This is a genomic window from Crystallibacter degradans (assembly GCF_012952295.1).
Taxonomy (GTDB): domain Bacteria; phylum Actinomycetota; class Actinomycetes; order Actinomycetales; family Micrococcaceae; genus Crystallibacter; species Crystallibacter degradans.
In genome coordinates this window covers 85,377-110,961 of the sequence record NZ_JABBCH010000011.1, presented here as the reverse complement: position 1 = coordinate 110,961, position 25,585 = coordinate 85,377, and the positions used below count along the sequence as shown (strand labels likewise).

Below are 25,585 nucleotides of genomic sequence, written 5' to 3'. Positions count from 1 at the left end.
AGTTGCCGGATTTCCGGCACAGCGTCCGTTACTGGTCCTGGAACGATCCGCGCAGGGTATGGACCATTTCAACGATGCCGTCTTCTGCGGCAAAGTCCGGGTCCAGCAGTGCGACCAGCGCGGCGGTCTGTTCCCGCCCATCCAATGCCAGCAGCGGCATGATGCGTTCAGCCTCTGTATCGCGCACGCCTGCGCCGTCGCTACTGGCCTTTGTCAGGTAGTCGATCCAAGCGGCAATTAGGCGGGCAGCCGCCTGTCCTGGTCGTCCGGCCGCGCGTTCCGCCCGGATCACAGGGACGGCACGCATGCGCAGTTTGCTGCTCCCGTCGATGGCGATCTGGGCCAACATGTGGGCTATACGTGAATTGCCAAACCTTGCCAGCAGCGCCGCCCGGTACTCGTCGACCTTGAGCTCCGGCTCTATAAGGTGTTCTGTGGCCTCATTCCAGAATTCTTCCATCCAGCCAGCACAAGCGGGATCGCGCAGGGCCTGCGCTACGGTGTCGCTGCCGCGCAGCTGGCCGGCGTAGGCTAACAGGGAGTGGGCTCCGTTAAGCAACCACAGCTTGCGCCGCTCAAAATGCTCAATCCTGTCGACGAACACGGCGCCGGCATGTTCCCAGGCCGGCCGGCCGGCAGGGAAATCGCCGCAGAGGACCCAGTTATGGAACGGTTCGGTCACTACCGGGGACCGGTCAGCAAAACCGGTTGCAGCGGCAACGCCGGCTATGTCCTCATCCGTAGTCCGCGGCGTGATCCGATCAATGGATGTATCCACGAAGGACACCTTGGCGTCGATCCAGTCTGCCAGTTCCGGTGCGATCGACGATGCCAGACCACGTACGGCGTTGCGTGCAGCTGTGCCGTTGGCGCTGAGGTTGTCGCAGGAGACGACGGCTATGGGCCCGGCTTCTGCCCTCCGTCGCGCGTCTAAGCCAGTGAGTAACCGTGCAGCTGCGGTCGATGGGACACCGCGACGGCCGGAGCCGCTGGAACCAATGAGCGCTGCTGATGCGTTCCACCACTGGCTGAGCAAGGCCGCGTCGGCGGCTACCGATTCTGCCGTTAGATCGAGCTGTCCGTCGGAGCCGAGGTTGTACGCAGCTTCTGTCACCGTCAGCGTGACGATCGCCGTCGTCGGTTGCGACAGTAGCTCCGCGAGCCGCTCAATGTTTCCGCCGTCGTATGCCGCACTGATGCTTTCGATGACCTCGAAGCTGTCTGCGTCTTCGGCCCGCTCGACGAGGGTGTAAAGCCCGTTCTGGGCCTCAAGCGTTTCGGCAGCTTGCGGGCTGCGTCCGGTGAATGAAGCAATGCCCCATTCGTGGTTGGCATCGGCTTTGTGCGTGTACCACGCCTGGTGGGCGCGGTGGAAAGCGCCCAGCCCGATGTGGACAATACGGATCGGCGCTGGATCACCTGCCTGGTAGGTCTGCCGGTTCAGCGGCTGGGTTGCGGTTTGTGCAGTCACAGTTTGAAAGCCCTTCGGGGTGCGGCATCGACAATATCCACGATGAGCTCGGCGGCACGGGACTCGGAAACTCGGTGCTCGGCAACCAGCCGTGCCAGGAATGAAGCTTCAATCCGGCGGGACGCGTCGTGGCGGGCCGGGATGGAGCAGAAGGCGCGGGTGTCGTCGATGAAGCCGGATGAACGGTAGAACCCGGCGGTCTCTGTGATGGCCGAGCGGAAGCGCAGCATTGCATCCGGTGCGTCCAGGAACCACCACGGGGCGCCTACGTAGACGGCGGGGTAGAAGCCAGCCAAGGGGGCCAATTCCCGTGAAAACACCGTTTCATCCAAGGTGAAGAGGATCAGGTTGAAGCCCTCTGCCGTACCAAAGTCCTGCAGGACCGGGCGGATAGCTTCGGTGTAGCTGACGGCGAAGGGGATGTCGTGGCCAGTGTCAGCGCCGTATTTTTCGAAGGTCGGTAGATGGTGGTTGCGGAATGAGCCGGGGTGGACCGTCATGACCAGACCGTCCTGGACTGACATGCGAGCCATCTCGTACATCATGTGGGCTTCGAAAGCGTCGCGGTCGGCGTCGGTGGCTTCCCCGCGGCGGGCCTTGTTGAAAAGGCTTTCCGCCTCCGCGCGGTCCAGTTTGAGAGTCTGCGGCGTACGTACTCCGTGGTCGGCGGAGACGGCGCCGTGTTCGACGAAGTGCTGCCGGCGGTTTTCCAGTGCACGGATGTAACCCGCGTATCCGTTGGTACCGTCGCCGGCGGTGGTAATCAACTTGTCGACGTTTTCGACCCATGTCGGATGGCTGATGTTCAAGTACGCGTCCGGACGGAACGTAGGCAGAACCCGACCTTGGAACGTGGCATCCGCGGCCAAGGCCGCATGGGACTCCAAGCTGTCGAGGGGATCGTCAGTCGTGGCAAGGACCTCGATGTTGAAGTCCTCGAAGAGCTGACGCGGGCGGAAACCGGGTTCGCTGAGCTTGTTCTGGATGGCATCGAAAGTGGCGTCGGCGGTTGTTTCGGAGATTTCCTGTTCGAGCTTAAAGACATGTTCGAATTCGGACCGCAGCCAGTATCCGGACGCGGTGCCGTCAAACAACGGCCAAGCCTTGGCGAACTCCCGCCATACATCGCGGTGAGAGGCCGCAGTGGATCCTCCCACGCGCAGCCGATCGAGCGGGACACCGCTGGCATGAATGAGCCGGGTGACGTAGTGGTCGGGGCTGATCAGCAGCGTTGCAGGATCAGGGAAGGGAGAATTCTTGTCCAGGACAGCGGCGTCCACGTGACCGTGCGGAGAAATGATGGGCAGGTCATTAACAAGTTCCAGGAGCCCGCGCGCGATCTTTCGGACGCCGGGTTCAGCAGGTAGAAGCCGATCGGGTTCGGCGGCTAAAGAGATTGACATGGCACTATCGTTTCCATGCACGTGAAGTGCGGTCAACGAGTTGCCACTTGTTGGCGGCGGACTACTGCGCTTGAGGGCGGATTCTCCGTTTTAGCCAACGGCGTCCCTTGGCGACCAAACCATTGTTGATGTGGCGCACGGAGAATGAACCGTGTGCGGTTGCATAGATCTGCATAGGTGGCCTCTGGATGACATCGACGATATCGAAAGCCATACGCTTCTCGCTATGGCCGGCGAGCCGGATGAAAGCGTCGAAGATATCACCGGGCTCGCTCTCAGGCAGCTCCACCAGCCATTTTCCGTTGGAGGCCGGCACCACCGTGACATCGTCTGTGTGCCGACGGCGGAAGATGAGTTCCGTACCGGGGGCTGTTCCGTGTGGGGCCCGCACGAGCAGAGTCTTTCCACGCCATTCCGCGTGCTCTACCACGGCGTCGGTGGCGACGCGAGTAACACGTTCCGGACGTGGGGGAGCGGCCAGGACGCGCTTCCAGTTTTCAACGAAGCGCTTTGTATCGAAGCGGCTGAGCGTCTCTTTGGCAGCCGCTCCCATCCTGGTACGGAGACCGGGGTCCTGCATTAGCAGCAGGATCTTCTTAGCAAGGGCATCACTGTCGGCGAAGTCCGCCAGGTAGCCGTTCTCGCCGTCGACAATCACTTCCCGCGGTCCATAATTGGAGTCATATGCTACTACTGGGACCCCGTAAGACATACTTTCGAGCAGGATCAGGGGAAAACCCTCAGATGCTGAGGTCAGCAGGGTCGCGGAAGCCGTAGCGTAAATGTCGTCCGGATTACTGGTGAACGGCATGAAACGCACGCTATCCTCGAGCGACAACTCGGCTATGAGCTGGTGGATCTTGCGTTCTTCTTTGTCTTTGTATCCGAAGCCGTATACCTCAAGGATTGCGTCTGGATTGCCGTCAAGGACCTTTCGGAAGACCCTGATAGCTTCGTCGACACGTTTTTTCGGGTGTGTTCGGGCCACGAGGACCAGTCGGTTGGGGTCCGTTGGGACGGTGGCTTCCTTGCACGGGGGAGCCACTTGGGGAATGACTTCCAGCAATTGCTCGTGGCCGAAATCCGCTGCCATGTCCTCCCGCTGAGCGTTGGTCAACAGCACCAACGCGTCGAATTCATCGAGGCGATCAGCAAGTCTGCGCCAGTTGCCGCTTACGCCGGAGCCGGCGGTATAAGGAGGTTCAAGATGATTGCTATGCGCAGTTACCACTTTTCGCAGATGAGGGTGCCGTATGGATGCCACCACTTCATCCAGGTTCTGGTCGCGGAGGATGTCCAGGTTTTCCCGGAATTCCGACGTGATGGCAACGCTCTCGTGCTGCGCCAGAAGCTGTTCGAGAGCGTGCGTATATAGGATTCCCATTTCTGGAAAACTCCGGGGCTTGGGGCCGAAGAGGAAGCCTTGTTGCCAGTCATTCTTGCCTGCTGATTGCCAAACGGTTAGAAAGCATTGTCCGTCACGGCCTATATAGCGTTGGACCTTGGCCTCTTCAGTGCTAATCGGGAAATGAACAACCCGAACCAATCTGCCCGCATCATCCAGCTCGTCGCGCCTGACGTGGTGACGTTCTGAATTGAAGTAGTCGATGAGTACAGGCGTTCCTGTCGAATCAGTGCGCACAAGCATCTCCAACAAGCCGTCCCGGAAATACCGTACTGATCGGGGATTACCACCATCCTTGATGCCCGTAAGCCCTCTGTCCCGGAATGGGAAGGATGGTTTTCGCCGTTCCGTCTCCGGACTTGGGTCCAACGAGTACAGGACACTGTTGACCTGGACCGCTGGGTGAAGGTGGCCCGAATCCTTCATCATCTTGACGGTGCTGGACAGACGGGGCTGGAAACCGAGTACATCGATATGGATTCCTGCGAAAGAGCCTTCTTCCGCGAGGGCGCTTGCACGGTTCCGCACGGCCTTCACCAGGCCGCCTCTTTGAAGAGCAAGCGTGCTCACAGGGAAATGGACGTGCGTCTGCATGCTCGAAATATACCCCCGGCCGACTGCAAGTGCGCCCGATGCGCCCTTTCAGGCAATGCTGATTATGCGTGCCCCGGACAGGAATCGAACCTGCGACCAAGAGATTAGAAGGCTCCTGCTCTATCCGCTGAGCTACCGAGGCGGGCGGCGGATCGCTCCGCCAGTCAGCAAGTTTATCCTCTCGCCTGCGATTCTTCGAAGTCGCTACTTGTCCTGCACAACGGTCCGCGGTGTCCCGCACTCCACAAACGTGCCGGTACGGCTACTTTCCGACAGGAGGCATTCGCAGACTGGGGATGTCGGCAACTCCGCCGGCATCGTGAGGAGGAGCAGGATCATGACAGACATCATTACTGTTCGGGGAATTATAGGAACCGACATCAAGGCCGGAACGACCAAGGGCGGGACTGCCTGTGCTGATTTCCGGCTAGCTTCCAAAGAGCGGCGATTTGACCGCGAAACCCAGGAATGGGTAGACGGTCAGACCAACTGGTACACGGTGCAGTGCTATCGGAAGTTGGCCGAGAATATCGGATCAAGCCTGAGGAAGGGCCAACATGTCATCGTTACTGGCAAGCTGCGGCTCCGCCAATGGACCAGCGACGACGGGCGGCAGGGGACGGCCTGTGAGATCGACGCGGAGTCGCTCGGTCATGACTTGTTCTGGGGAACAGCGAATTTCGTTCGGAGTATTCCACCGAGGCAGGAGCCGCAAACCCAGCAGCTCTCAGCGAGCCCCCTCCCCGATGCGGAACAGAGGTCCCCGGCCGGCGTCAACGCCGGCACGGGAGAGGTATATGACTGGGGAACGGATACTTCAGCGGAGGCAGTTCCTGAGTTCAACGATGACAACTCGATTTTGATTGATGAACGCGATGAGAACGGCCTGCGGATGGCGGGATAGAAGAGTCGGAGCCGGGCCGTGACAGAATGACAGCGTGAAAAATCTGCACCGACAGGGACGTTCAGTTCAAGCGCGCGTTGCTGGCGCCGCGTCGTTATTTGCCGCCGGTTTCGCGTTGGTCGGATGCTCGGCTGTCGGATCGGGTGCCGCCGCGTCACCGGAAAGCGGCGATGTGTCTGCCGCCGAGACTGTGCCGGCCACAACTGAAACCGCTGACCCTGCAGTCCAGACGGCGGAAGCGTCGGCCGTAGAGGTAGCCGAAAGGCATGTGCGCGAGCAGCTGGAGAAACTCGCCGCTTCCTCGCCCCGGCCAAATGAGTCGCAGATGCTCAAGGCGATGACCGAGGCCGGATTCGCTGAGGACGACATCGAGGTCTCGGCCGATATCACTCCTACAGGCCTGGCGGTCGACGCGATCGAGGCTGCGGCACCGGTAGATGAGCAATGCATCATCGGGCAGGTCCGTGAAGGCGAGGTGGCGATGTCAGTGCTGCCGGTTCTGCCCGGTGGGAACTGCTTTGTCGGCTATGGCTCCTGATCGCAGCGGCTGCAGCGTCTAACTGCACGCGAACGGCGGCCGTGGACCATGGCAGACGGCGCCCTCAAATGTGAGTTCTGCCCCGCCACCCACTAGCCTTATGGGCATGGCGGAATTTATTTACACAATGACCAAGGCCCGCAAGGCCGTTGGTGACAAGGTCATCCTCGATGACGTGAGCATGTCCTTCTATCCCGGAGCCAAAATCGGCGTTGTCGGCCCGAATGGCGCCGGTAAGTCCACCATCCTGAAAATCATGGCTGGTCTGGACACACCGTCCAATGGTGAGGCCCGGCTCAGCCCCGGCTACTCAGTGGGAATCCTGCTGCAGGAGCCCCCACTGAACGAAGAGAAGACCGTCCTGGGCAACGTCCAGGAAGGCGTCGGCGAAATTTACGGCAAGATCCAGCGCTTCAACGAGATCTCCGAAGAAATGGCCAGCCCAGATGCAGACTACGACAAGCTGCTCGACGAGATGGGCAAACTGCAGGAGGCTATCGACGCCGCTGACGCATGGGACATCGATTCCCAGCTCGAACAGGCCATGGATGCCCTGCGCTGCCCACCCGGCGACTCCGACGTCACGGTACTCTCCGGCGGTGAGCGCCGCCGTGTTGCGCTGTGCAAGCTGCTCCTCCAGAAGCCTGACCTGCTGCTGCTTGACGAGCCCACTAACCACCTCGACGCCGAGAGCGTGCTCTGGCTCGAACAGCACCTGAAGTCCTACGCCGGTGCGGTGCTGGCCGTGACTCACGACCGGTACTTCCTTGACCATGTGGCCGAATGGATCGCCGAAGTGGACCGGGGCCACCTCTACCCCTACGAAGGTAACTACTCCACCTATCTGGAGAAGAAACGCGCCCGCCTCGAAGTCCAAGGCAAGAAGGACGCCAAGCTGGCCAGGCGTCTGTCGGACGAACTGGAATGGGTCCGCTCCAACGCCAAGGGACGCCAGACCAAGTCCAAGGCACGTCTGGCCCGCTATGAGGAAATGGCAGCCGAAGCGGACCGCACCCGGAAGCTTGACTTCGAAGAGATCCAGATCCCGCCGGGCCCCCGCCTCGGCCAGCTTGTCGTTGAAGGCAAGAATCTGCAGAAGGGCTTCGACGACCGCCCGCTGATCGACGGACTGTCCTTCTCCCTGCCTCGCAACGGTATCGTCGGCGTCATCGGCCCTAACGGCGTTGGCAAGACCACGCTGTTCAAGACCATCGTTGGCCTCGAGGAGCTCGACGGCGGCGACTTGAAGATTGGCGACTCCGTCAGGATTTCCTACGTGGACCAGAGCCGCGGGGGAATCGACCCGAACAAGTCGCTGTGGGAAGTCGTATCCGACGGACTGGACTTCATCCAGGTCGGTCAGGTGGAGATGCCCTCGCGTGCCTACGTGTCCGCCTTCGGCTTCAAGGGCCCGGACCAGCAGAAGAAGGCCGGCGTGCTCTCAGGTGGTGAGCGTAACCGGTTGAACCTGGCGCTGACCCTCAAGCAGGGCGGCAACCTGCTGCTCCTTGATGAGCCCACTAACGACCTCGACGTGGAGACGCTGTCCAGCCTGGAGAACGCCTTGCTCGAATTCGCCGGCTGCGCCGTGGTCATTTCGCACGACCGTTGGTTCCTCGACCGGGTGGCCACCCACATCCTGTCCTACGAAGGCACCGAGGACAATCCGGCGAACTGGTACTGGTTTGAAGGTAACTTCGAGGCCTACGAGCAGAACAAGATCGAGCGACTCGGTCCGGACGCCGCCAAGCCGCACCGCGTCACACACCGCCGGCTCACCCGCGACTAAATCGAGCATCCCTCGGCTGCTGAGGCGGTACAACGGGGACACGATGCAACTGAAGATGTCGCACAACTGAATAAAAGGGTCCGTCCGGCTGCCTGGCAGCCGGACGGACCCTTTTCGCCGGTCATACCGCCCTTATGCGTCCACGGCTTCGACGGGAATGCGCATCATGCCTTCCTGGGCCACCGTGGCCACGAGCTCACCGGAGCGGCTGAAGACCCGGCCCACGCCCAGGCCACGTGCACCGGACGCGCTCGGCGAATTCTGGACATAGAGCAGCCACTCATCTGCCCGGAACGGCCGGTGCCACCACATGGCGTGATCCAGACTCGCAAACTTGATGCCGGGGCTGATCCACGCTATGCCGTGGCGACGCAAGATCGGTTCAAGCAGGGTGTAATCACTGGCATACGCCAACGCCGCGCGATGCAGATTCAGGTCATCGGGAAGCGTGCCCTTGGATTTCATCCAGACCGCGTTAGTCGGTTCACGTTCGCCTTCAGCCCTTATGTACAAAGGGCTCTGCACATGACGGATATCGAAGGGCCGTTCGTACGCCCACTGTTGCGCGATCGGATGTTCGAATTCACCAAGGAGATCGGCTGTGCTCGGCAAGGACTCCGGGTCGGGAATGCCCTCCGGAAAGGGCTCGTGATGGTCCACCCCGTCGGCCGGAACCTGGAAAGAAGCGATCATGGACAGGATGGGCACGCCGTTCTGGTAGGCGTGGGTGCGTCTGGCGGAAAAGGACCGCCCGTCGCGGAGCTTCTGCACGCCGAAGGTGATAGGTGCGTTGGCGTCCCCCGGGCGGAGGAAATAGCCGTGCATGGAATGGATCTGCCGGTCCTCGTCCACGGTGCGGACGGCGGCCAGGATCGACTGCGCCAGGACCTGCCCGCCGAAAACCCGCCCGTGGGGCTGTGGCTCCGAAATTCCGACGAAAATGTCCTCATCGGTATTGGCGCCGTCCGCGTCAGAGAGGTCCAGCAGTTGCAGCAAGGCCGCGGTGGGCTCAATGCGCTCGTCAGAGGCAGTCATGGAATCTCCTTGCCGGCGTTACCCGAGAGTAATGGAACCCTTCCGAGACTAGTTCGCACCGGCGTCCGGCTCAACTACCTTCGCCGGTTCGCGCGGCGTGGCTGTGGCTTGAGAGGATGGCTTCATGCCTAATGTGTCCCGGTTCCCGTTGCAGCTCCGTTTCAGCGACATCGATTCCTACGGCCACGTGAACAACGTGACCTTTCTGAGTTACCTGGAGACAGCACGCGTCCAGCTGCACAGCAGCCCGTCAGGGCAGACGACGGACGACGGCGGACAGCTGTCCGTGAGCGATCTGGCCGGAGCGGGGAACTTCACTTTGGTGGGCCGGCAGGAGATTGAATACCTCGCGCCGCTGCTGTTCCGGCCGGAGCCGGTGTGGGTCAGCGTCTGGGTGACGGAGGTGGGCGGCTCCAGCTTTGCCCTGGGCTATAAGGTTTCCGAAGAGGACGGCTCGGCAACGTACGCCGTTGGGGAGACCACGATGGTGCTCGTCAACCGCGAATCCGGCCGGCCGGTTCCACTGCCGGAGCTGTACCGTAAAGCGCTGGAACGGTACCGGGGACGGGAAGTCCCCTTCCGCCGTCGTGCTTCGCAAAGTGCAGGTGCTTGATTCCGTGGATGAAACGATCATGCTGAGCCTGGCCGATCCACAGGTGACGGCGGACCTGCGCACGTTCATCACCCGGGCACGGGCTGCCGACGACGGCGCCGTGCACCTGCAGGTCTCCGGCGCTGTCCTCGCCGCCTACGTCTGCCTCATGAGGCCACGTTTGCTGGGGGAAGCAACGCCGACCATCCTGGGTCTGCGGACGATGGCGCTGGGCCTTCCGGCACAGGCCGAAATGACCGTATCGCTGGCGTCGATGGCCGACCGGCTGGCACGGATGGCCCAGAACGATGTGGTCCTGCCGCTGCCACCCATGCAGGTCAAGGAATCCTGGACCGGCGTACTGCCGCCGCGCTCGGGCTGGGAGCCGGTGGAACAGATCGCGTCCGCGGATCTGCGGGCTGCCGCCGAGACCGGCATCCGGGAAGTTGCTGCAGCCGTTCCGGCGCAACCGGGCCAGCTGATTGTCAATAATGCGCGCAGCGCCGTATGGGGCAGGTCGTTGCCGTCGGTCAGCGTGGCGTTGCCGGCCGGTGCAGCATTCGCGGCGCTGACACTAGGCTTCCTTGATGATCAACCGGCAGCACTGTTCCGCAGTGGCCGCTGGTTGCGGCTGTCCACCGCCCGCGGCCACGTGCTGGTCCGCAGCGGTGCGTCCCTTTAGACCTTGCACGCGGCGGCGGAAATGCCAGTCAGGAGAGCTAGGCGCTGTTGACCATCGAGTGGGCTGCCCGCTCGAAGTAGTCCCATAGGGTCTGTTCGTACAGTGGGGGCAGCTCGAGCGAGTCCACGGCCTTGCGCATGTGGGAAAGCCAGCGGTCGCGGGCATCGAAATCCACCTTGAACGGCTGGTGGCGCATCCGAAGCCGGGGATGGCCGCGCTGCTCGCTGTAGGTACCGGGGCCGCCCCAGTACTGCTCGAGGAACATCCGCATCCGCTCCGTGGCAGGCCCCAGATCCTCCTCCGGGTACATCTGCCGGAGCACTTCGTCCTCGGCGATGCCCTCGTAGAAAACGTCGACGAGCTTTACGAAGGTCGCGTGTCCGCCCACGGCATCATAGAAGTTGTCCGTGTACTCCGGCTGTTGGAACGCGTTGGCAGCCCGTGCCGCCGGCTGCAGTGTCGCGATGGGCTGGCCGAACCGCGACTGTAGGGGGATGGCCGCTGTACCGCCTTCGGCAGCGGCAGGGGTAGCCTCTGGCAGCGGGGCAGAGGGGAGATCTTTGTCAGTCATAACTATTGGCAGCCTGTTCGTTGGTGTCGGGTCCCATTGTCTCCAACATTGGCCCGTTGCAGCTAATTCCCCGGGGCTCCGGATCCGGAGCGGTGGAGAGGACTTAGTCTGGTGGCAGCGGGAGTTGTTGTGATGATCAGGAGGGCGCAATCATGCATGAGGACATCAGCATAGAACATGATCTGGTTATCGACGCACCGCCCGAGAGGGTTTGGAGCCTGCTGACCGATCCCGACGCTATCCGGCGCTGGTACGCGTTCGACGGTGCGGTCTGCGAAACGGTTAACGGCGGCCGGATCGAACACCGGTGGAGCGAACATGGCCGCTTCCTTGGAAAGGTATTGCAGGTCCAGCCGTACGGACTTTTCCAGTACCGCTATGCCGCGCAACCTGAGACGGAACCACAGTTGGGTGCCAGTACCGTGGTGACCTTCCGGCTGGAGCCGGAGGGGACCGGCACCAGGCTCTTCGTGACCGAGCATGGATTCGAGCAGATCGCCGGGTCGATGGTGGAGGCCCGTGAACTGGCCGCGTTGAACCTTACGGCGTGGCGCGCCGGGTTCACCACGTTGAGCGATCTGGCCCGCCGCCGCTGAAGATACCGCACGGGCGCGTTGCCTGGCCAAGCTCCATCCTGTGTTGGCCGCAGCCGGGCAGAGGCGCGGGGTTAGTTCATGGTGACAGGTTCGTGCAATACCGGGAAATTGACGCTGCGGGCAATGAAGCACACTTGGTTCGCGTCGTGGTGTAGCTTCTGCGCCAGTTCGTTATGGGCCGGGTCCGCAACCGTGACGCGCGGTCGAAGCGTTGCGGACGTAAATTCGCCGCTGCCGTCCCGGTTCAGGCGCAAGGTGCCCTCGGCGTCGTCCGTGTAGTCGGTCACTACAATGCCGTGTTTCACGGCGAGATGCAGGTAGGAGAGCATGTGGCACTGAGCCAGTGCGGTGAGCAGGAGTTGCTCCGGATTCCACCGGTCTTTGTCCCCATGGAAGGTCGGGTCGGCGGTGCCGGCGAGATCCGGAAGCCCCGGCGCGGTGATGAGGTGGTCACGTCCATAGCTCCGGTATGACGACGTGCCTTCGCCACGGTTGCCGGTCCAGGCGAGCGAGATACGGTAGCGGTGGTTACTGAGGTCCATGACCGGATTAAAGCACGTCAGGTAATGTGCCGGGAGCCGATGCGTTGCTTCATGCTCCTGCGGTTGCACGCGGTGATTTTATACAGCGCGGCGTGTTCGGCAGATGCCAACAACTCGAATCCTTGAGAAACGTCCACGTCATAAAAGCCGGGCCACTGAAGGTAGGGGTTGAACTGCCGCGCCCGTTCGGCACCGCCTAAGTACACGTACTCTGCACCAGTTCGCTTCAAGGCAGCACACACCTCCGGATCGCGATGGATGTCCCGGAAGCGTGTCCGCAGGAACTTCTCGTCCGCGGTGCGGTCTGCAAACCCGTACTGGGAGTAGACGACATGTCGTCCAGTGAGCGCATAAATGAACGTCGATCCGTTGAACGGGTCCCCGATGACGGTCGCGTCCGCCGGCAGGACGTCGGCCAACGACTTGATGAAGTCTTGCTCGCCTGACAGTATGCTCCGCCCGAACTCGTCCGACTCAACGTCATAGTGAGGCACTGCCGCTTCCTGACGCGTGTCATAGCGGAAGGCATTCGTAGCCACTACAGTGCAGACGGTCGCGGCTACGATGGCAGCCGCGGCCGCACGTCTTCCATTGACCGGCACATACCACAGCAGCGCCGTGAAAATTTGATCGAGGGCATAAGCGGCAAAGACGCAGGCGACGACGGCGGAGACGGCAGCGATACGGACGGCGTCGTGGTACCAAAGGCCGGTCATCCACGAGAGCGGTCTGGCAGGGTGAAGGGCGGCCAGGTAGAGAACAACAGTTACGCCAAGGCCAACGGCAGCAGGCCAGCTTCTTTTCCGCCGCAGTGCACAGAAGGCGCCGAGGATAACCAGCGGGCCGATCCAGAAGTTGTAGTCACGCAGCTGGATCCGCTCGTCATCAGGGGACCTGGGAAGATCAAAAAACAGGCGCTCGGCGGCGTCCGGGAACGGTGCTGTGACGGCAGTGTTATCCGCCATGCCAGCCACAATGGGGGAGGTGCTGATCAGCCAGACTGCGCTACCTGTACAAAGGGCCCAGAAGGCAACCCAGAGACGTCCGTGCCGCCGGTCCTGCAACCAGCTGGCCCTGCACATCAGGACGATGTACCGCAGCACGTAGATACAGCCCAGCGCGATCAGGGCGAAAATGGCACTGGGGTGAATCCAGGCCGCACTCGCCGTCGCCAGCACGAGCACTAGTGATTTCACGGTCTGGTTTCGTCCGTCCGGATGCGTGGACCGAACATCCACGGGTGGGGCTGTGCGCTGCTGGTGCAGACTAGCAGCGAGCTCGATCCCCAGAGCGAGGATTGCCGGCACCAAGGCCACCGCCAACGCATTTGGCCATTGTGCACTGCGGCTCTGCTGAATGATGGGAAACGCAATGACGCCGGCGGCCGCGGCCGGCGTCAGCACCCATGTGAGTCTTCGTTGTGGGAAGAGGGCCACAGCCAGGTATGTCAGCGAAGTCGGCCACACGACGCACGCCACGATGAGCGTGGCCAGGTTCGCTGAGGTAACGACGTCACCCGGCGGCAGCGCCACCAGCGCATGCCAGCCGGCGGGATAGAAAGAGCCTGTTCCCTGGCTGTAGATGGGATTGATATCCCAAGGCGATGCCTGCCCGTTTTCTTTGATCCAGCGGAGTGCGTTCACATGAAAGCTGGGATCCCAGGCTTGGTTGACTCTATCGACGTTGTTCATCGCATCGAGCATGGTCCACCCGTTGAGTACAGCTGCAGCAATCAGCGAGCCGGCTACGAGGAGCTTCGTTGGCCAGGGGGGCCCTGGCTCAGCGTGCGGCATCCGCCTTGGCCGGATCAGCAGGTAGAGGCAGGCAGCGATAACGGCAGCGAGCAAGCTGACGGCAAGGAGCATCGACGGACCCCAGCGGATACCGGTGATCCGGCACAGCAAGGTTCCGGCAGCTACGAGGGACCCCGAGACCGCGGGAGCCAGGACCAAGGCCCTCAGATGGTTGAGCCGTAGCCCGCGCAGGACCATGTACCCAGGGAAGTAGAAGACCGCGAGAAGTGCGGTCAGCTGGCCGATCGCAACCCAGGACATAGATTCACCTCACAGCCCGGTGCACTGCCTCCAGCCAGAATATAGACAGGACATGCCTGCGGGGAACCAGTCCCGCAGGCATGTCCTGAGCTGTGCGACCGTCGGTGGACGGTCTTTCGGCGTCGTTACCTGTCGACGGCCTGGGCCTTCAGCGCCCGCACAATTCCGTCGCGGCTCTCCAGCACCAGACGCCGCAGTGATGGCGAGTCGGTGCCGAGCGCCTTAAGGAACTCGTCGGTCTGGTCAACGGTGGACTGCGTGGCCAGCTGCGAGGGGTAGAGCCCCACCACAATCTGCTGCGCAATCTCATGCGTACGCGTGGTCCAGATGTCCTCGACCGCGGCAAAGTACGCCGCCGCGTAGGGCTCCAGCAGGGCGGTGTCGTGGACCCTGTTGAAACCGGCGATGACGGACTGCTGGGTGGCGTTGGGCAGATCACCACGAACGACGACGGCGTCCCAGGCTGCCGCTTTCGCGTCGGCTGTGGGGATGGCCGCTTGGGCCAGGGCAGCGGCGCGCTGGCCGGTGGCCGTGGCGTCGCGCTCTAGTTCGGCGTCGATCTCCGGCTGCCCGAATTCGCCGCCGGCTACCAGCGACGTCAGCAGCTCCCAGCGCAGGTCTGCGTCGACGGTGAGGCCGTCCAGGACGCGCTCGCCGGAGAGGAGCGAGGCTACCGCGGCGAGCTGGGCTTCGGTCTGGGCATGCAGCGCGAAGGCCTTGACGAACTGCAGCTGCGCGTCGGAACCGGCCTCGGCACTTTGGCTGAGTTCCCACAGCCGGTCAGCCGCAGCGAGGGTCAGGCGCTTGCGGTCCGCGGGGTTGACGTAGAAGGCCAGCGTGGTTGCCAGCTGACGCAACAGCACCAGCACCACCGAGGAATCGGATTCGTAGGCGATGTTGTTCAGGACCAGCTCCGCGTACTCCCGTGCCGGGGTTTCGCCGTCGCGGGTAGCATCCCAGGCGGAGGCGAGCACCAGGGTCCGCGGCAGGGACTCGGTGAAGTCCTTTACATGGACCTTCGACGTCGCGAGGGAGACCTCGTCAAGCCGGATCTTGGCGTAGGCCAGATCATCGTCGTTCAGCAGCACCAGGGCGGGCCGCTCGAGGCCGGCGAGTTCGGGCACCTCCGTGCGCTCGCCGTCGACGTCGAGCTCCTCGCGGTGGGTACGGACCAGCTTGCCTTCGGCGTCGAGGTTATAGAAGCCGACGGCGAGCCGGTGCGGCCGGATGGTCGGGAACTCGGGTACGGCGGACTGGAGGATCGCGAACGAGGTGATCTTGCCGCTGTCGTCCGTTGTGATTTCCGGACGCAACGTATTGACGCCGGCGGTCTCCAGCCACTGGGCGGACCATTCCTTCAGGTCGCGGCCGCTGGAAACCTCAAGCTCCGAGAGCAGGTCCTCCAGTTCGGTGTTCTGCCAGGCATGCTTGTTGAAGTATTCGCGCACGCCGGCCATGAACTGCTCCTGGCCGACCCAGGCCACGAGCTGGCGCAGGACGGAAGCGCCCTTGGCGTAGGTGATGCCGTCAAAGTTGACCTGCACCGCCTGCAGGTCCGGGATGTCCGCGACGATGGGGTGCGTGGAGGGCAGCTGGTCCTGGCGGTAAGCCCAGGACTTCTCCATTGAGGCGAACGTGGTCCAGGCCTGCTTCCACTCGGTGGCTTCCGCGGCGGCGAGCGTGGACATGAACTCGGCAAAGGACTCGTTCAGCCACAGGTCGTTCCACCAGCGCATGGTCACCAGGTCTCCGAACCACATATGCGCCAGCTCGTGCAGGATGGTGATGGCGCGGCGCTCCACCAAGGCCTCGGCCACCTTGGACCGGAAGACGTAGTTCTCCAGGAAAGTCACGGCACCCGCGTTCTCCATCGCGCCGGCGTTGAACTCTGGCACGAAGAGCTGGTCGTACTTGGCGAAGGGGTACGGCGTGCCGAACTGCTTTTCATAGAAGGCGAAGCCCTGGCGCGTGAGTTCGAAGATGTTCTCGGCGTCCATGTACTGCATCAGCGACTTGCGGGCAAAGACGCCCAGCGGGACCGTGCGCCCGTCGGAGCTGGTGAGCTCGCTGCGCACCGACTGATACGGTCCGGCGATGAGCGCGGTGATGTAGGAAGAGATGCGGGGAGTCGGCTCGAAGTCCCAGGTCGAGGCAGCGCCGCCTTCCTCGATGGACCCGGCAGCGACTGGCTCCGGCGTGGGGGAGTTGGAGATGACGTCCCAGTGCGACGGCGCCGTCACCGTGAACCGGAAGGCAGCTTTCAGGTCCGGCTGCTCAAAGACGGCGAACATGCGGCGGGAATCGGGCACTTCGAACTGGCTGTAAAGGTAGACCTCGTTGTCCACCGGGTCCACGAAGCGGTGCAGCCCCTCGCCGGTGTTCATGTACAGCGCATCCGCGTCGATGACCAGGACATTGGACGCCGCCAGGTTGGGCAACTGGATGCGGACGCCGTCGGAAACCTCCGCGGGGTCCAGCTCCACACCGTTGAGCGTTACGGAGCGCACCGTATCCGTGATGGCGTCGATGAACGTTGACGCACCCGCCGTCGCGGAGAACTTCACCACGGTCGTGGAGCCGAAGACCTTCTCGCCCCGGGTCAGGTCCAGAGTGACGTCGTAGGACTCAACGTTGAGCAATGCGGCGCGCTCGCGGGCCTCGGCGCGGGTCAGATTCAAACCTGGCAAAGTGATGCCTCCAGTGTCGTAGCGGGTCCCGGCGGGGACTGTGCGGGTGCAGGGGCTGTATGAAGGAACCCTTGCATAGTTCGGCCATTCTTTCACCGCCCCCGCGGATGTACAGCACCGGCGTGATGCGATGAAGGAAAAAGTTGCCGTTCCGTTGCGCCGCCGTTCCGCCCGTGGCCGCTAGCAAGCACGTTGGTTCAGAGTAGGCTTGAAGCCGTCATTCTTCCGCCCCTCCCGCCTGAAGGACCGTATATGCGCGTTCACATTGCCACCGACCACGCCGGACTCGAGCTGAGCCACCATCTGATCGACCACCTGACCGGCAAAGGCTACGAGGTCGTCGACCACGGCCCCAAGGAATACGACGCGGAGGATGACTACCCGTCTTTCTGCATCAACGCGGCCCTCGCGGTAGTGGCTGACCAGGCCGCGGGCCAGGACGCCCTCGGCATCGTGCTGGGCGGATCCGGCAACGGCGAGCAGATTGCCGCCAACAAGGTCAAGGGCGCACGCGCGGCGCTGGCCTGGAACCTGGACACGGCCAAGCTGGCCCGCGAGCACAATGACGCGAACGTCGTCGCCGTGGGCGGCCGCCAGCACAGCGTCGACGAGGCTACCGCCATCATCGAAGCGTTCCTGGCCGAACCGTTTTCCAACGCCGAACGCCACGTGCGGCGGATCGGCAAGATCGCCGAGTACGAAACCACCGGCGAAGTTCCCGCCTAAAGCACATGCCTGAAGGCCACTCGGTCCACCGCCTCGCCGCCCAGTTCAATTCCGTCTTTGGCGGTCAGCGCCTCGCCGTCAGTAGTCCGCAAGGCCGCTTCGCTGCCGGCGCGGAGAGGGTCAACGGACACATCCTGGAAGCTGCCCGCGCGCACGGCAAGCAACTGTTCCTGCACTTCGACAACGAGCTGATTCTGCGCGTCCACCTCGGTCTCTACGGCGCCTGGGACTTCGGCGGTGACGAAACCTTCCGTGGCGCCTCCAGCATCGGCGCGCCGCGCCGGGTAGGGGAGCGTGAAGCGTACGACGACGATCCGCACCTTGCGTACGACGGCCCGCCGGAGCCGGTGGGCCAGGTGCGCGCGAGGCTCGTATCAGCCCATGGCTGGGCGGATCTACGCGGCCCGACGGCCTGCGAAGTGATCACCGAAGGCGAGCAGTCCGCCGTCGTCGCCAAACTGGGGCCGGACCCGCTCCAGCCGGATGCCGGCCCGGACGAGTTTGTCCGGCGGCTGGCATCGAAAGGCTCCGCGGTGGGCACATTGCTGATGAGCCAGGACGTCATCGCCGGCGTCGGCAACATCTACCGCGCGGAGACGCTGTTCCGCTGCGGGCTGAATCCCTGGCGCCCGGGCAAAAGCCTGTCAGCCGAGGAAGCGGCACTGCTGTGGGAGGACATCGCCCTGGTCATGCGCGACGGTGTCCGGGACGGGCTGATCATCACTACGCGTGCCGAACACCGCGAGGGCAGTGGCCTGCCGGTGTGGCCGGACAACGCGCACTACGTCTATCAGCGCCAGGGACTCGGCTGCCGCGTCTGCGGCACTGACGTGGTGCTGGCGGAGATGGGAAGCCGCAAGCTGTACTGGTGTCCGGACTGCCAGCAGGCCTGAACGGAGCGCGGGCCGCCGATTTGCGAAACCGGTCCGTGGTCATGCTAGAGTTTCAACGTCCTGGGGATGTAGCTCAATGGTAGAGCCTCAGTCTTCCAAACTGATTACGCGGGTTCGATTCCCGTCATCCCCTCTGCGATGAGACGGGCCGGCAGCGGTCCGTCTTTTTCGTTAAGGCGGCAGTCCTTTTGCCGCCGCCGATTGTGCACGGAGTCTGCTTAGGCCGTAGACTTGCCGTGCACTACGGGGCGTAGCGTAGTGGCTAGCGCGCCTGCTTTGGGAGCAGGAGATCGCAGGTTCGAGTCCTGTCGCCCCGACTCTGTATTCTTGGTGCAGATCCAACCCCTATAGCTATCAGGAGTTCTAACGCTGTGAAGAGCGCTGTCGAAAACCTCACCCCCACCCGGGTCAAGCTCAATGTTGAGGTTCCCTTTGAGGAACTCAAGCCCAGCATTGACGAGGCCTACAAGACAATCGGCTCCCAGATCCAGGTGCCTGGCTTCCGCAAGGGCAAGGTTCCCTCCAAGCTCATCGACCAGCGGGTTGGACGCGGCTATGTCATCGAGACGGCCATCAACGAGGGCCTGAACGGTTTCTACCAGAACGCTGTGCAGGAGAGCGGCATCCGCCCCCTGAGCCGTCCCGAGGTTGAGATCACCGAGGTCCCGGACCCGGCTGCCACCGAAGGCCAGCTGTCCTTCCACGTCGAGGTGGACATCCGCCCCGAAATCGAACTGCCGGAGTACTCCGGACTCGAGGTCACCGTTGAAGCTGCCGAAGCCAGCGACGCCGACGTCGAAAAGGCCATGGACGACCTGCGCGGCCGGTTCGGCACGCTGAAGTCCGTTGACCGTCCCGCGGCCCAGGATGACTTCATCACCATGGACCTCACCGCCAAGGTGAATGGCGAAGAGGTTGACTCCGCAGCTGACCTGTCCTACCAGGTCGGTGCCGGAACCATGCTCGAGGGCCTGGACGAAGCCGTTACCGGCCTGAGTGCCGACGAAGACGCGACTTTCATGACCACGCTGGCCGGTGGCGAGCATGCCGGCGAAGAAGCCGAAGTCAAGGTCATCATCAAGGCTGTCAAGGAGCGCGAGCTGCCGGAGGCAAACGATGACTTTGCCCAGCTGGCCAGCGAATTCGACACCATTGCCGAGCTGAAGGAAGACCTGGCGAAGCAGGCTGCCGCCAGCAAGGTCACGGAGCAGGGAGTCGAAGCACGCGACAAGGTGCTGGACAAGCTGATGGAACTCGTTGAGGTTCCCGTTCCCGAATCCGTGGTTGAAGAGCAGCTCGAGCAGCACTTCCGCCCGGAGAACAGCGACGGCAGCGAAGAGCACGACACCGAAGAGCACCGCGCTGAAGTCCGCCAGAACACGGAGCGCGCGTTCCAGAACGAAATCATCCTTGACGCCGTAGCGGACAAGGAAGAGGTTGGCGTCAGCCAGGCAGAACTGATCGACTACATCGTTTCCTCCGCCAGCCAGTACGGCATGGATCCGAACCAGTTCGCACAGCTCATCGACCAGAGCGGCCAGGTGCCGATGATGGTTTCCGAGGTCCGCCGCCGCAAGGCCCTGGCCAAGGTGCTGGAGCTGGCCAAGGTTACGGACACCAACGGTGCCGAGGTTGACCTCAGCGACTTCGTCCGCCCCGCTGGTGAAGAAGAGCCGAACGTTGAGGACATGATCCAGGCTGCCCAGGCAGAAGCCGCTCAGGCTGACGAAGCCCCGGCCGAGGAAGCCCCGGCTGAGGCCGCTTCCGAGGAGAGCACGGACGACAGCGCTGCCGAGTCCAAGGCCTAACCAGCAGAGTTTCATGGCGGCCGCCTATCCTTCGCGGGGTAGGCGGTTGCCGCGTTTAACCACCTGCCTGCTACGTCCCGGTGCGCTGGTGCGCCGTCAGCGAACAGCCCATGAATAAGGCAGAAACGGGCACTGATCCGCGTTAGTGTCCAAGAAGGAAAAAGAACCTGGGGACTGCACCGGACACCGGTGAAGCCTGTGGGGACAAGCGAGAGGTATTTCAGAATGTCCAGTGAATCAACCACTCCGAAGATGGCCACCGTCGACCCGGCCACACGGGAAGACTACATCTACAACCGCCTGCTGAAGGAACGCATCATCTGGCTCGGGTCGGAAGTGCGCGACGAGAACGCCAATGCCATCTGTTCCCAGCTGCTGCTGCTTTCGGCCGAGGATCCTGACAAGGACATCTACCTCTACATCAACTCGCCCGGCGGTTCGGTGACGGCAGGCATGGCCATCTATGACACCATTCAGTTCATTCCGAACGACGTCGTTACGGTCGCCACCGGTCTGGCAGCGTCCATGGGCCAGTTCCTGCTGTCGTCGGGAACCAAGGGCAAGCGCTACGCCACCCCGCACGCGCGCATCCTGATGCACCAGCCCTCCGGCGGCATCGGCGGTACTGCGTCCGACATCAAGATCCAGGCCGAGCTGATTCTGCACATGAAGCGGGTCATGGCGGAACTGACCGCGGAGCAGACCGGCCAGACGGTGGAGCAGATCCTCATTGACAATGACCGCGACAAGTGGTTTACGGCCGAGGAAGGGCTCGAGTACGGCTTCTTCGACAAGATTTCGGCCCACGCCGGCGGCGTTACCGGCGGCGGCGGAACTTCACAGGATTCATGATCGCAGGTTCTGCGACACGCCCCTACGATCATTAGAAGCAGGAGAATCACGATGAACCACAATTTTGCTGCCGCTGCCGGCGGCCATGCAGCCAACCTTCCGACCAGCCGCTATGTGCTGCCGCAGTTCGAAGAGCGCACGCCTTACGGCTTCAAGCGCCAGGACCCCTACACCAAGCTCTTCGAGGACCGGATCATCTTCCTCGGCGTGCAGGTGGACGACGCCTCGGCGGACGACGTCATGGCGCAGCTGCTTGTCCTGGAATCCACGGATCCGGACCGCGACATCACGTTGTACATCAACTCGCCCGGCGGCTCGTTCACTGCGATGACCGCCATCTACGACACGATGCAGTACATCCGTCCCGAGATCCAGACGGTTTGCCTCGGGCAAGCGGCCAGTGCTGCCGCTGTATTGCTGGCGGCGGGTACCCCGGGCAAGCGCCTGGCTTTGCCGAACGCACGCGTGCTGATCCACCAGCCGGCACTCGGCGGCGGTGAACGCGGGCAGGCATCGGACCTGGAGATCCAGGCAGCCGAGGTCATGCGTATGCGCTCCTGGCTTGAAGATACTCTGGCACTGCACAGCGGCAGGACCTCCGAGCAGGTTAATGTTGACATCGAACGCGACAAGATCCTGGCGGCCGCGGACGCGCTGTCCTACGGACTGATCGACCAGGTCCTCGATTCGCGCAAGATTCACAAGCCGGCCATCAACAAGGCCTAAATATTGTGACTTGGCAATTTCATTGCTGATCTACTCAGCCCGTGGTGCTTAACATGGCACCACGGGCTCTGTGGTTACTGAAACTGTCAGCCAAGTGATTTAGAGTGGAAGCAAGTCAGCCGCCTTCATTCGTCTGAGCATGGGAGCTCCGCACGCTGCTCCCGGGCGTTGACCGATTCCAGTAGGACCAAGTAAGGGGACTGAATATGGCTCGCATTGGTGAGAGCGCTGACCTGCTCAAGTGCTCCTTCTGCGGCAAAAGCCAGAAACAAGTCCGGAAGCTGATCGCCGGCCCCGGCGTCTATATCTGTGACGAATGCATTGAGCTCTGCAACGAGATCATCGAAGAGGAGCTGTCGGAGGTTTCGGACCTCGGCTCCTTCGAACTGCCCAAGCCGCGTGAAATATTCGACTTCCTGCAGGAATACGTCATCGGACAGGAACCGGCGAAGCGGGCCTTGGCCGTTGCCGTCTACAACCATTACAAGCGGATCCAGTCCGGTCACACGCCCAAGAGCGCGGGGAACCTCTCCGACACCAGCCCGTTGGACGACGTCGAGGTCGGCAAGTCCAACATTCTGCTGATTGGACCCACCGGCTGCGGCAAGACGTATCTGGCCCAGACCCTGGCACGCCGGCTGAACGTTCCCTTTGCCGTCGCGGATGCCACCGCGTTGACCGAAGCCGGCTACGTCGGCGAAGACGTCGAGAACATTCTGCTCAAGCTCATCCAGGCCGCTGACTATGACGTCAAGAAGGCCGAGCAAGGGATCATCTACATTGACGAAATCGACAAGATCTCGCGCAAGAGCGAGAATCCGTCCATCACCCGGGACGTTTCCGGAGAGGGTGTCCAGCAGGCACTGCTGAAGATCCTGGAGGGAACAGTGGCATCCGTTCCGCCGCAAGGCGGCCGGAAGCACCCGCATCAGGAATTCATCCAGATCGACACCACCAATGTGCTCTTCATCGTGGCCGGCGCGTTCGCCGGACTGGAGGAAATCATCGGTTCACGGGCCGGTCGCAAGGGCATCGGGTTCGGTGCTCCACTGAGCGACGCCAGCAAGGACGCCGACAGCTACGGCGAAGTCATGCCGGAGGACCTGCTGAAGTTCGGCTTGATCCCCGAATTCATCGGCCGTCTGCCGGTGATCACCACGGTATCGCACCTTGACCGCACCGCCCTGATCCAGATCCTGACCGAACCTAAGAACGCATTGATCAAGCAGTACCAGAAGATGTTCCAACTGGATGGTGTTGAACTCTCCTTCGAGCCGGAGGCTCTGGAAGCCGTGGCCCAGCTCGCACTCGAGCGGGGGACAGGCGCCCGTGGCCTGCGCGCCATTGTCGAGGAGGCCCTGCAGCCGGTGATGTTCGACCTGCCCAGCCGCGAAGACATCGCTGCCGTCGTGATTACCGCCGACGTGGTGAACGGCAAGGGGGAGCCTTCCCTCATTTCCCACGATGTAGTTGCCAAGCGGCGGAACAAGTCGGCCTGACCGGAACTGGCGCCGCACAATCCAGACAGACGACCAGGTAGAGGACGGAATATGGCCCGCATCGGTGGAAACGGCGACCTGCTCAAATGCTCTTTCTGCGCTAAAAGCCAGAAACAGGTCCGAAAGCTGGTCGCGGGCCACGGGGTCTACATCTGTGACGAGTGCATCGAGCTGTGCAACGAGATGCTTGCGGAGGAATTCTCCGTAGCGGCAGAGCCTGTCGGCTTCGAACTGCCCAAGCCGCGGGAGATTTTTGAGTCTTTGCAGGAGTACGTCATCGGGCAGGAACCGGCGAAGCGGGCCTTGGCGGTTGCTGTCTACAACCACTACAAACGTACCCAGCCAGCTCGGGTGTCCGAAGGTTCTCCTGATTCCTACGCTGCCGGTCCGCTGGGCGACGTCGAGGTCGGCAAATCCAATATTTTGCTGGTCGGTCCAACCGGCTGCGGTAAGACGTTTCTTGCGCAGACCCTGGCACGTCGGCTCAACGTTCCGTTCGCCATTGCCGATGCGACCGCCCTGACTGAGGCCGGCTATGTTGGTGAAGACGTCGAGAACATTCTGCTCAAGCTTCTCCAGGCCGCTGACTATGACGTCAAGAAGGCCGAGCAAGGGATCATCTACATTGACGAGATCGACAAGATCTCGCGCAAGAGCGAGAACCCCTCCATCACCCGGGACGTTTCCGGAGAGGGTGTCCAGCAGGCACTGCTGAAGATCCTGGAGGGGACCGTCGCCTCCGTCCCGCCGCAGGGCGGCAAGAAGCAGCCGCAGCAGGAAGCCATCCAGATCGATACGACCAACGTGCTCTTTATCGTGGCCGGTGCCTTCGCCGGACTCGAGGACATCGTTGAGAGTAGGTCCGGAGGCAAGGGCGTCGGCTTTGGTGCAATGCTGCGCGAGGTCTCCAAGGATGTGGACAGCCACGGGCAGGTCATGCCCGAAGATCTGCTGAAGTTCGGTTTGATCCCCGAGTTTATCGGCCGTCTGCCGGTGATCGCCACGGTATCGAAATTGGACCGTGCGGCACTGATCCAGATCCTGACAGAGCCGAAGAACGCGCTCATCAAGCAGTACCAGAAGCTGTTCCAGTTGGATGGTGTGGAGCTGTCCTTCGAGCCGGAGGCTCTCGAAGCGGTTGCAGAACTCGCGCTTGAGCGCGGGACAGGCGCCCGCGGCCTGCGGGCCATAGTGGAAGAAGCGCTGCAGCCGGTGATGTTCGAGATGCCGAGCCGCCAGGATATCGCCTCCGTGGCCATTACCGGCGACGTCATCAAGGGCAAGGGCGATCCCATCCTGATACCGCAGGACGTTGCAGCCATGCGCCGGAACAAATCCGCCTGATCCCCGGTTGCGCATTTAAGCACGACAAATATTTTCCACAATAAGGAGTTTCGAGTATGCCCGATAACAACGCGCCGTCGACCGTTGATTTCTGGTTCGATCCGGCATGCCCGTTCGCCTGGATTACCTCGCGCTGGATGCTTGAGGTTGAAAAGGTCCGCGAGGTCAAGGTGGACTGGCACGTCATGAGCCTGGCCGTGCTGAACGATGGCCGGGACGAGTTGCCCGACACCTACAAGGAATTCCTGAAGACCGCCTGGGGACCCGTCCGCGTCATCATCGCGGCCCGGGAACTGCACGGCGCCGACTACGTTAAGCGGCTCTACGACGCCATGGGCACCCGCATCCACGACGAAGGCAACAAGGAGATCGAAGCCGTCATCGCGGCATCGCTAGCGGAGGTGGGCCTTCCGACGGACCTGGCAACCTATGCCACCTCTGATGAGTATGACGAGCAGCTGCGTGCCAGCCATGAGGAAGGCATCAGCTTGGTGGGTGACGAGGTCGGAACTCCGGTCGTCGCATTCAACGGGACAGCCTTCTTCGGACCGGTACTGACCCGGATCCCCCGAGGAGATGCCGCTGGCCGGATCTTCGACGGAGCCGTCGCACTGGCGGAATTCCCGTACTTCTATGAGATCAAGCGTTCCCGCACTACCAGTCCTGAGTTCAACTAATGCGGCGGCACGCCGGAGATATTTCGGAAAAAATTCCGGATGCTCTGGCGTGTCGGCTTGCGGGGGAGTATAAATGTTTATACGCATCCACCAAAAGATGCGGGAACGAACACCAAAGATTCAGAGACAAGTTGACTGGACTCAGTTCCACCAACTGCCAGCCTGTGACGAGGCTTGGAAGACCTGAAGTTCTGCGG

Annotated in this window: 22 protein-coding genes and 3 tRNA genes; 16 read left to right on the top strand and 9 right to left on the bottom strand. The window is 62.2% G+C overall.

Annotation, left to right across the window (positions count from 1 at the left end; translation table 11 throughout):
- Positions 1 to 28: 28 nt before the first annotated feature.
- The 4 genes from HGO92_RS16450 to HGO92_RS16435 all read right to left on the bottom strand — a co-directional run bounded on the left by HGO92_RS16450 (position 29) and on the right by HGO92_RS16435 (position 5,015).
- Positions 29 to 1,471, bottom strand: coding sequence for a mannitol dehydrogenase family protein (locus tag HGO92_RS16450; protein ID WP_169996702.1), 1,443 nt, complete (start codon positions 1,469 to 1,471; stop codon positions 29 to 31).
- Positions 1,468 to 2,874, bottom strand: coding sequence for a glucuronate isomerase (gene uxaC / locus HGO92_RS16445; protein WP_169996700.1), 1,407 nt, complete (start codon positions 2,872 to 2,874; stop codon positions 1,468 to 1,470). The genes HGO92_RS16450 and uxaC overlap by 4 nt, the downstream gene beginning before the upstream one ends.
- A 61-nt stretch (positions 2,875 to 2,935) precedes the next feature.
- On the bottom strand, positions 2,936 to 4,873 hold the full coding sequence (locus HGO92_RS16440) for a glycosyltransferase (RefSeq protein WP_169996698.1): 1,938 nt from the start codon (positions 4,871 to 4,873) through the stop codon (positions 2,936 to 2,938).
- Positions 4,874 to 4,942: 69 nt separating this feature from the next.
- Positions 4,943 to 5,015, bottom strand: a tRNA-Arg gene (locus tag HGO92_RS16435).
- A 195-nt stretch (positions 5,016 to 5,210) separates the two neighbouring features.
- Between HGO92_RS16435 and HGO92_RS16430 the strand changes: the two genes are divergently transcribed.
- The 3 genes from HGO92_RS16430 (at position 5,211) to ettA (ending at position 8,104) form a co-directional block, all read left to right on the top strand.
- A complete protein-coding gene (locus HGO92_RS16430) occupies positions 5,211 to 5,777 on the top strand; it encodes a single-stranded DNA-binding protein (RefSeq protein WP_169996696.1) in 567 nt (188 codons plus the stop codon).
- 34 nt (positions 5,778 to 5,811) lie between these two features.
- Complete coding sequence (locus HGO92_RS23825; protein WP_240974693.1) at positions 5,812 to 6,315, top strand: DUF6993 domain-containing protein; 504 nt, start codon at positions 5,812 to 5,814, stop codon at positions 6,313 to 6,315.
- A gap of 106 nt (positions 6,316 to 6,421) precedes the next feature.
- Positions 6,422 to 8,104, top strand: a complete 1,683-nt coding sequence (gene ettA, locus HGO92_RS16420; RefSeq protein WP_169996694.1) for an energy-dependent translational throttle protein EttA — start codon at positions 6,422 to 6,424, stop codon at positions 8,102 to 8,104.
- Positions 8,105 to 8,236: 132 nt separating this feature from the next.
- Here ettA and HGO92_RS16415 read toward each other — a convergent pair whose 3' ends face one another.
- Positions 8,237 to 9,139, bottom strand: coding sequence for an acyl-CoA thioesterase (locus tag HGO92_RS16415; RefSeq protein ID WP_169996692.1), 903 nt, complete (start codon positions 9,137 to 9,139; stop codon positions 8,237 to 8,239).
- 124 nt (positions 9,140 to 9,263) lie between these two features.
- Between HGO92_RS16415 and HGO92_RS16410 the strand changes: the two genes are divergently transcribed.
- Positions 9,264 to 9,752, top strand: coding sequence for an acyl-CoA thioesterase (locus HGO92_RS16410; RefSeq protein WP_169996691.1), 489 nt, complete (start codon positions 9,264 to 9,266; stop codon positions 9,750 to 9,752).
- Positions 9,753 to 9,771: 19 nt separating this feature from the next.
- The gene (locus tag HGO92_RS16405; RefSeq protein WP_169996764.1) at positions 9,772 to 10,413 is read left to right on the top strand and encodes a DUF8185 domain-containing protein; all 642 of its coding nucleotides are present in this window, start codon (positions 9,772 to 9,774) and stop codon (positions 10,411 to 10,413) included.
- Positions 10,414 to 10,450: 37 nt separating this feature from the next.
- Here the strand turns inward: HGO92_RS16405 and HGO92_RS16400 are convergent, their stop codons facing one another.
- The gene (locus tag HGO92_RS16400) at positions 10,451 to 10,870 is read right to left on the bottom strand and encodes a globin (protein ID WP_240974700.1); all 420 of its coding nucleotides are present in this window, start codon (positions 10,868 to 10,870) and stop codon (positions 10,451 to 10,453) included.
- 266 nt (positions 10,871 to 11,136) lie between these two features.
- Here HGO92_RS16400 and HGO92_RS16395 point away from each other — a divergent pair, with 266 nt between their 5' ends.
- Positions 11,137 to 11,580 carry an SRPBCC domain-containing protein gene (locus HGO92_RS16395; protein ID WP_169996687.1) on the top strand — a complete coding sequence of 148 codons (444 nt, stop codon included), beginning with the start codon at positions 11,137 to 11,139 and terminating at the stop codon, positions 11,578 to 11,580.
- Positions 11,581 to 11,651: 71 nt separating this feature from the next.
- Here the strand turns inward: HGO92_RS16395 and HGO92_RS16390 are convergent, their stop codons facing one another.
- From HGO92_RS16390 to pepN, 3 genes are all read right to left on the bottom strand, one after another.
- Positions 11,652 to 12,122, bottom strand: coding sequence for an OsmC family protein (locus HGO92_RS16390; protein WP_169996685.1), 471 nt, complete (start codon positions 12,120 to 12,122; stop codon positions 11,652 to 11,654).
- 17 nt (positions 12,123 to 12,139) lie between these two features.
- Complete coding sequence (locus HGO92_RS16385; RefSeq protein ID WP_346768989.1) at positions 12,140 to 14,176, bottom strand: DUF6541 family protein; 2,037 nt, start codon at positions 14,174 to 14,176, stop codon at positions 12,140 to 12,142.
- 125 nt (positions 14,177 to 14,301) lie between these two features.
- On the bottom strand, positions 14,302 to 16,854 hold the full coding sequence (gene pepN, locus HGO92_RS16380; protein WP_169996762.1) for an aminopeptidase N: 2,553 nt from the start codon (positions 16,852 to 16,854) through the stop codon (positions 14,302 to 14,304).
- A gap of 261 nt (positions 16,855 to 17,115) precedes the next feature.
- Between pepN and HGO92_RS16375 the strand changes: the two genes are divergently transcribed.
- The 10 genes from HGO92_RS16375 to HGO92_RS16330 all read left to right on the top strand — a co-directional run bounded on the left by HGO92_RS16375 (position 17,116) and on the right by HGO92_RS16330 (position 25,388).
- Positions 17,116 to 17,589, top strand: a complete 474-nt coding sequence (locus HGO92_RS16375; protein WP_169996681.1) for a ribose-5-phosphate isomerase — start codon at positions 17,116 to 17,118, stop codon at positions 17,587 to 17,589.
- A 5-nt stretch (positions 17,590 to 17,594) separates the two neighbouring features.
- Positions 17,595 to 18,482 carry an Fpg/Nei family DNA glycosylase gene (locus tag HGO92_RS16370; protein ID WP_169996679.1) on the top strand — a complete coding sequence of 296 codons (888 nt, stop codon included), beginning with the start codon at positions 17,595 to 17,597 and terminating at the stop codon, positions 18,480 to 18,482.
- Positions 18,483 to 18,544: 62 nt separating this feature from the next.
- Positions 18,545 to 18,615, top strand: a tRNA-Gly gene (locus tag HGO92_RS16365).
- A gap of 111 nt (positions 18,616 to 18,726) precedes the next feature.
- A tRNA-Pro gene (locus tag HGO92_RS16360) sits at positions 18,727 to 18,799 on the top strand.
- A gap of 54 nt (positions 18,800 to 18,853) precedes the next feature.
- A complete protein-coding gene (gene tig, locus HGO92_RS16355; RefSeq protein WP_169996677.1) occupies positions 18,854 to 20,290 on the top strand; it encodes a trigger factor in 1,437 nt (478 codons plus the stop codon).
- Positions 20,291 to 20,542: 252 nt separating this feature from the next.
- Positions 20,543 to 21,142 (top strand): ATP-dependent Clp protease proteolytic subunit, encoded by a 600-nt coding sequence (locus tag HGO92_RS16350; protein WP_169996759.1) that lies wholly within the window; start codon positions 20,543 to 20,545, stop codon positions 21,140 to 21,142.
- A gap of 51 nt (positions 21,143 to 21,193) precedes the next feature.
- Entirely contained in the window at positions 21,194 to 21,868 is a 675-nt protein-coding gene (locus HGO92_RS16345) for an ATP-dependent Clp protease proteolytic subunit (RefSeq protein WP_169996675.1), read from the top strand.
- Between the two features lie 206 nt (positions 21,869 to 22,074).
- Positions 22,075 to 23,367, top strand: coding sequence for an ATP-dependent Clp protease ATP-binding subunit ClpX (gene clpX, locus HGO92_RS16340; RefSeq protein ID WP_169996673.1), 1,293 nt, complete (start codon positions 22,075 to 22,077; stop codon positions 23,365 to 23,367).
- A 51-nt stretch (positions 23,368 to 23,418) separates the two neighbouring features.
- Complete coding sequence (gene clpX, locus HGO92_RS16335) at positions 23,419 to 24,711, top strand: ATP-dependent Clp protease ATP-binding subunit ClpX (protein WP_169996671.1); 1,293 nt, start codon at positions 23,419 to 23,421, stop codon at positions 24,709 to 24,711.
- A 56-nt stretch (positions 24,712 to 24,767) separates the two neighbouring features.
- The gene (locus tag HGO92_RS16330; protein WP_169996669.1) at positions 24,768 to 25,388 is read left to right on the top strand and encodes a mycothiol-dependent nitroreductase Rv2466c family protein; all 621 of its coding nucleotides are present in this window, start codon (positions 24,768 to 24,770) and stop codon (positions 25,386 to 25,388) included.
- Positions 25,389 to 25,585: the final 197 nt, after the last annotated feature.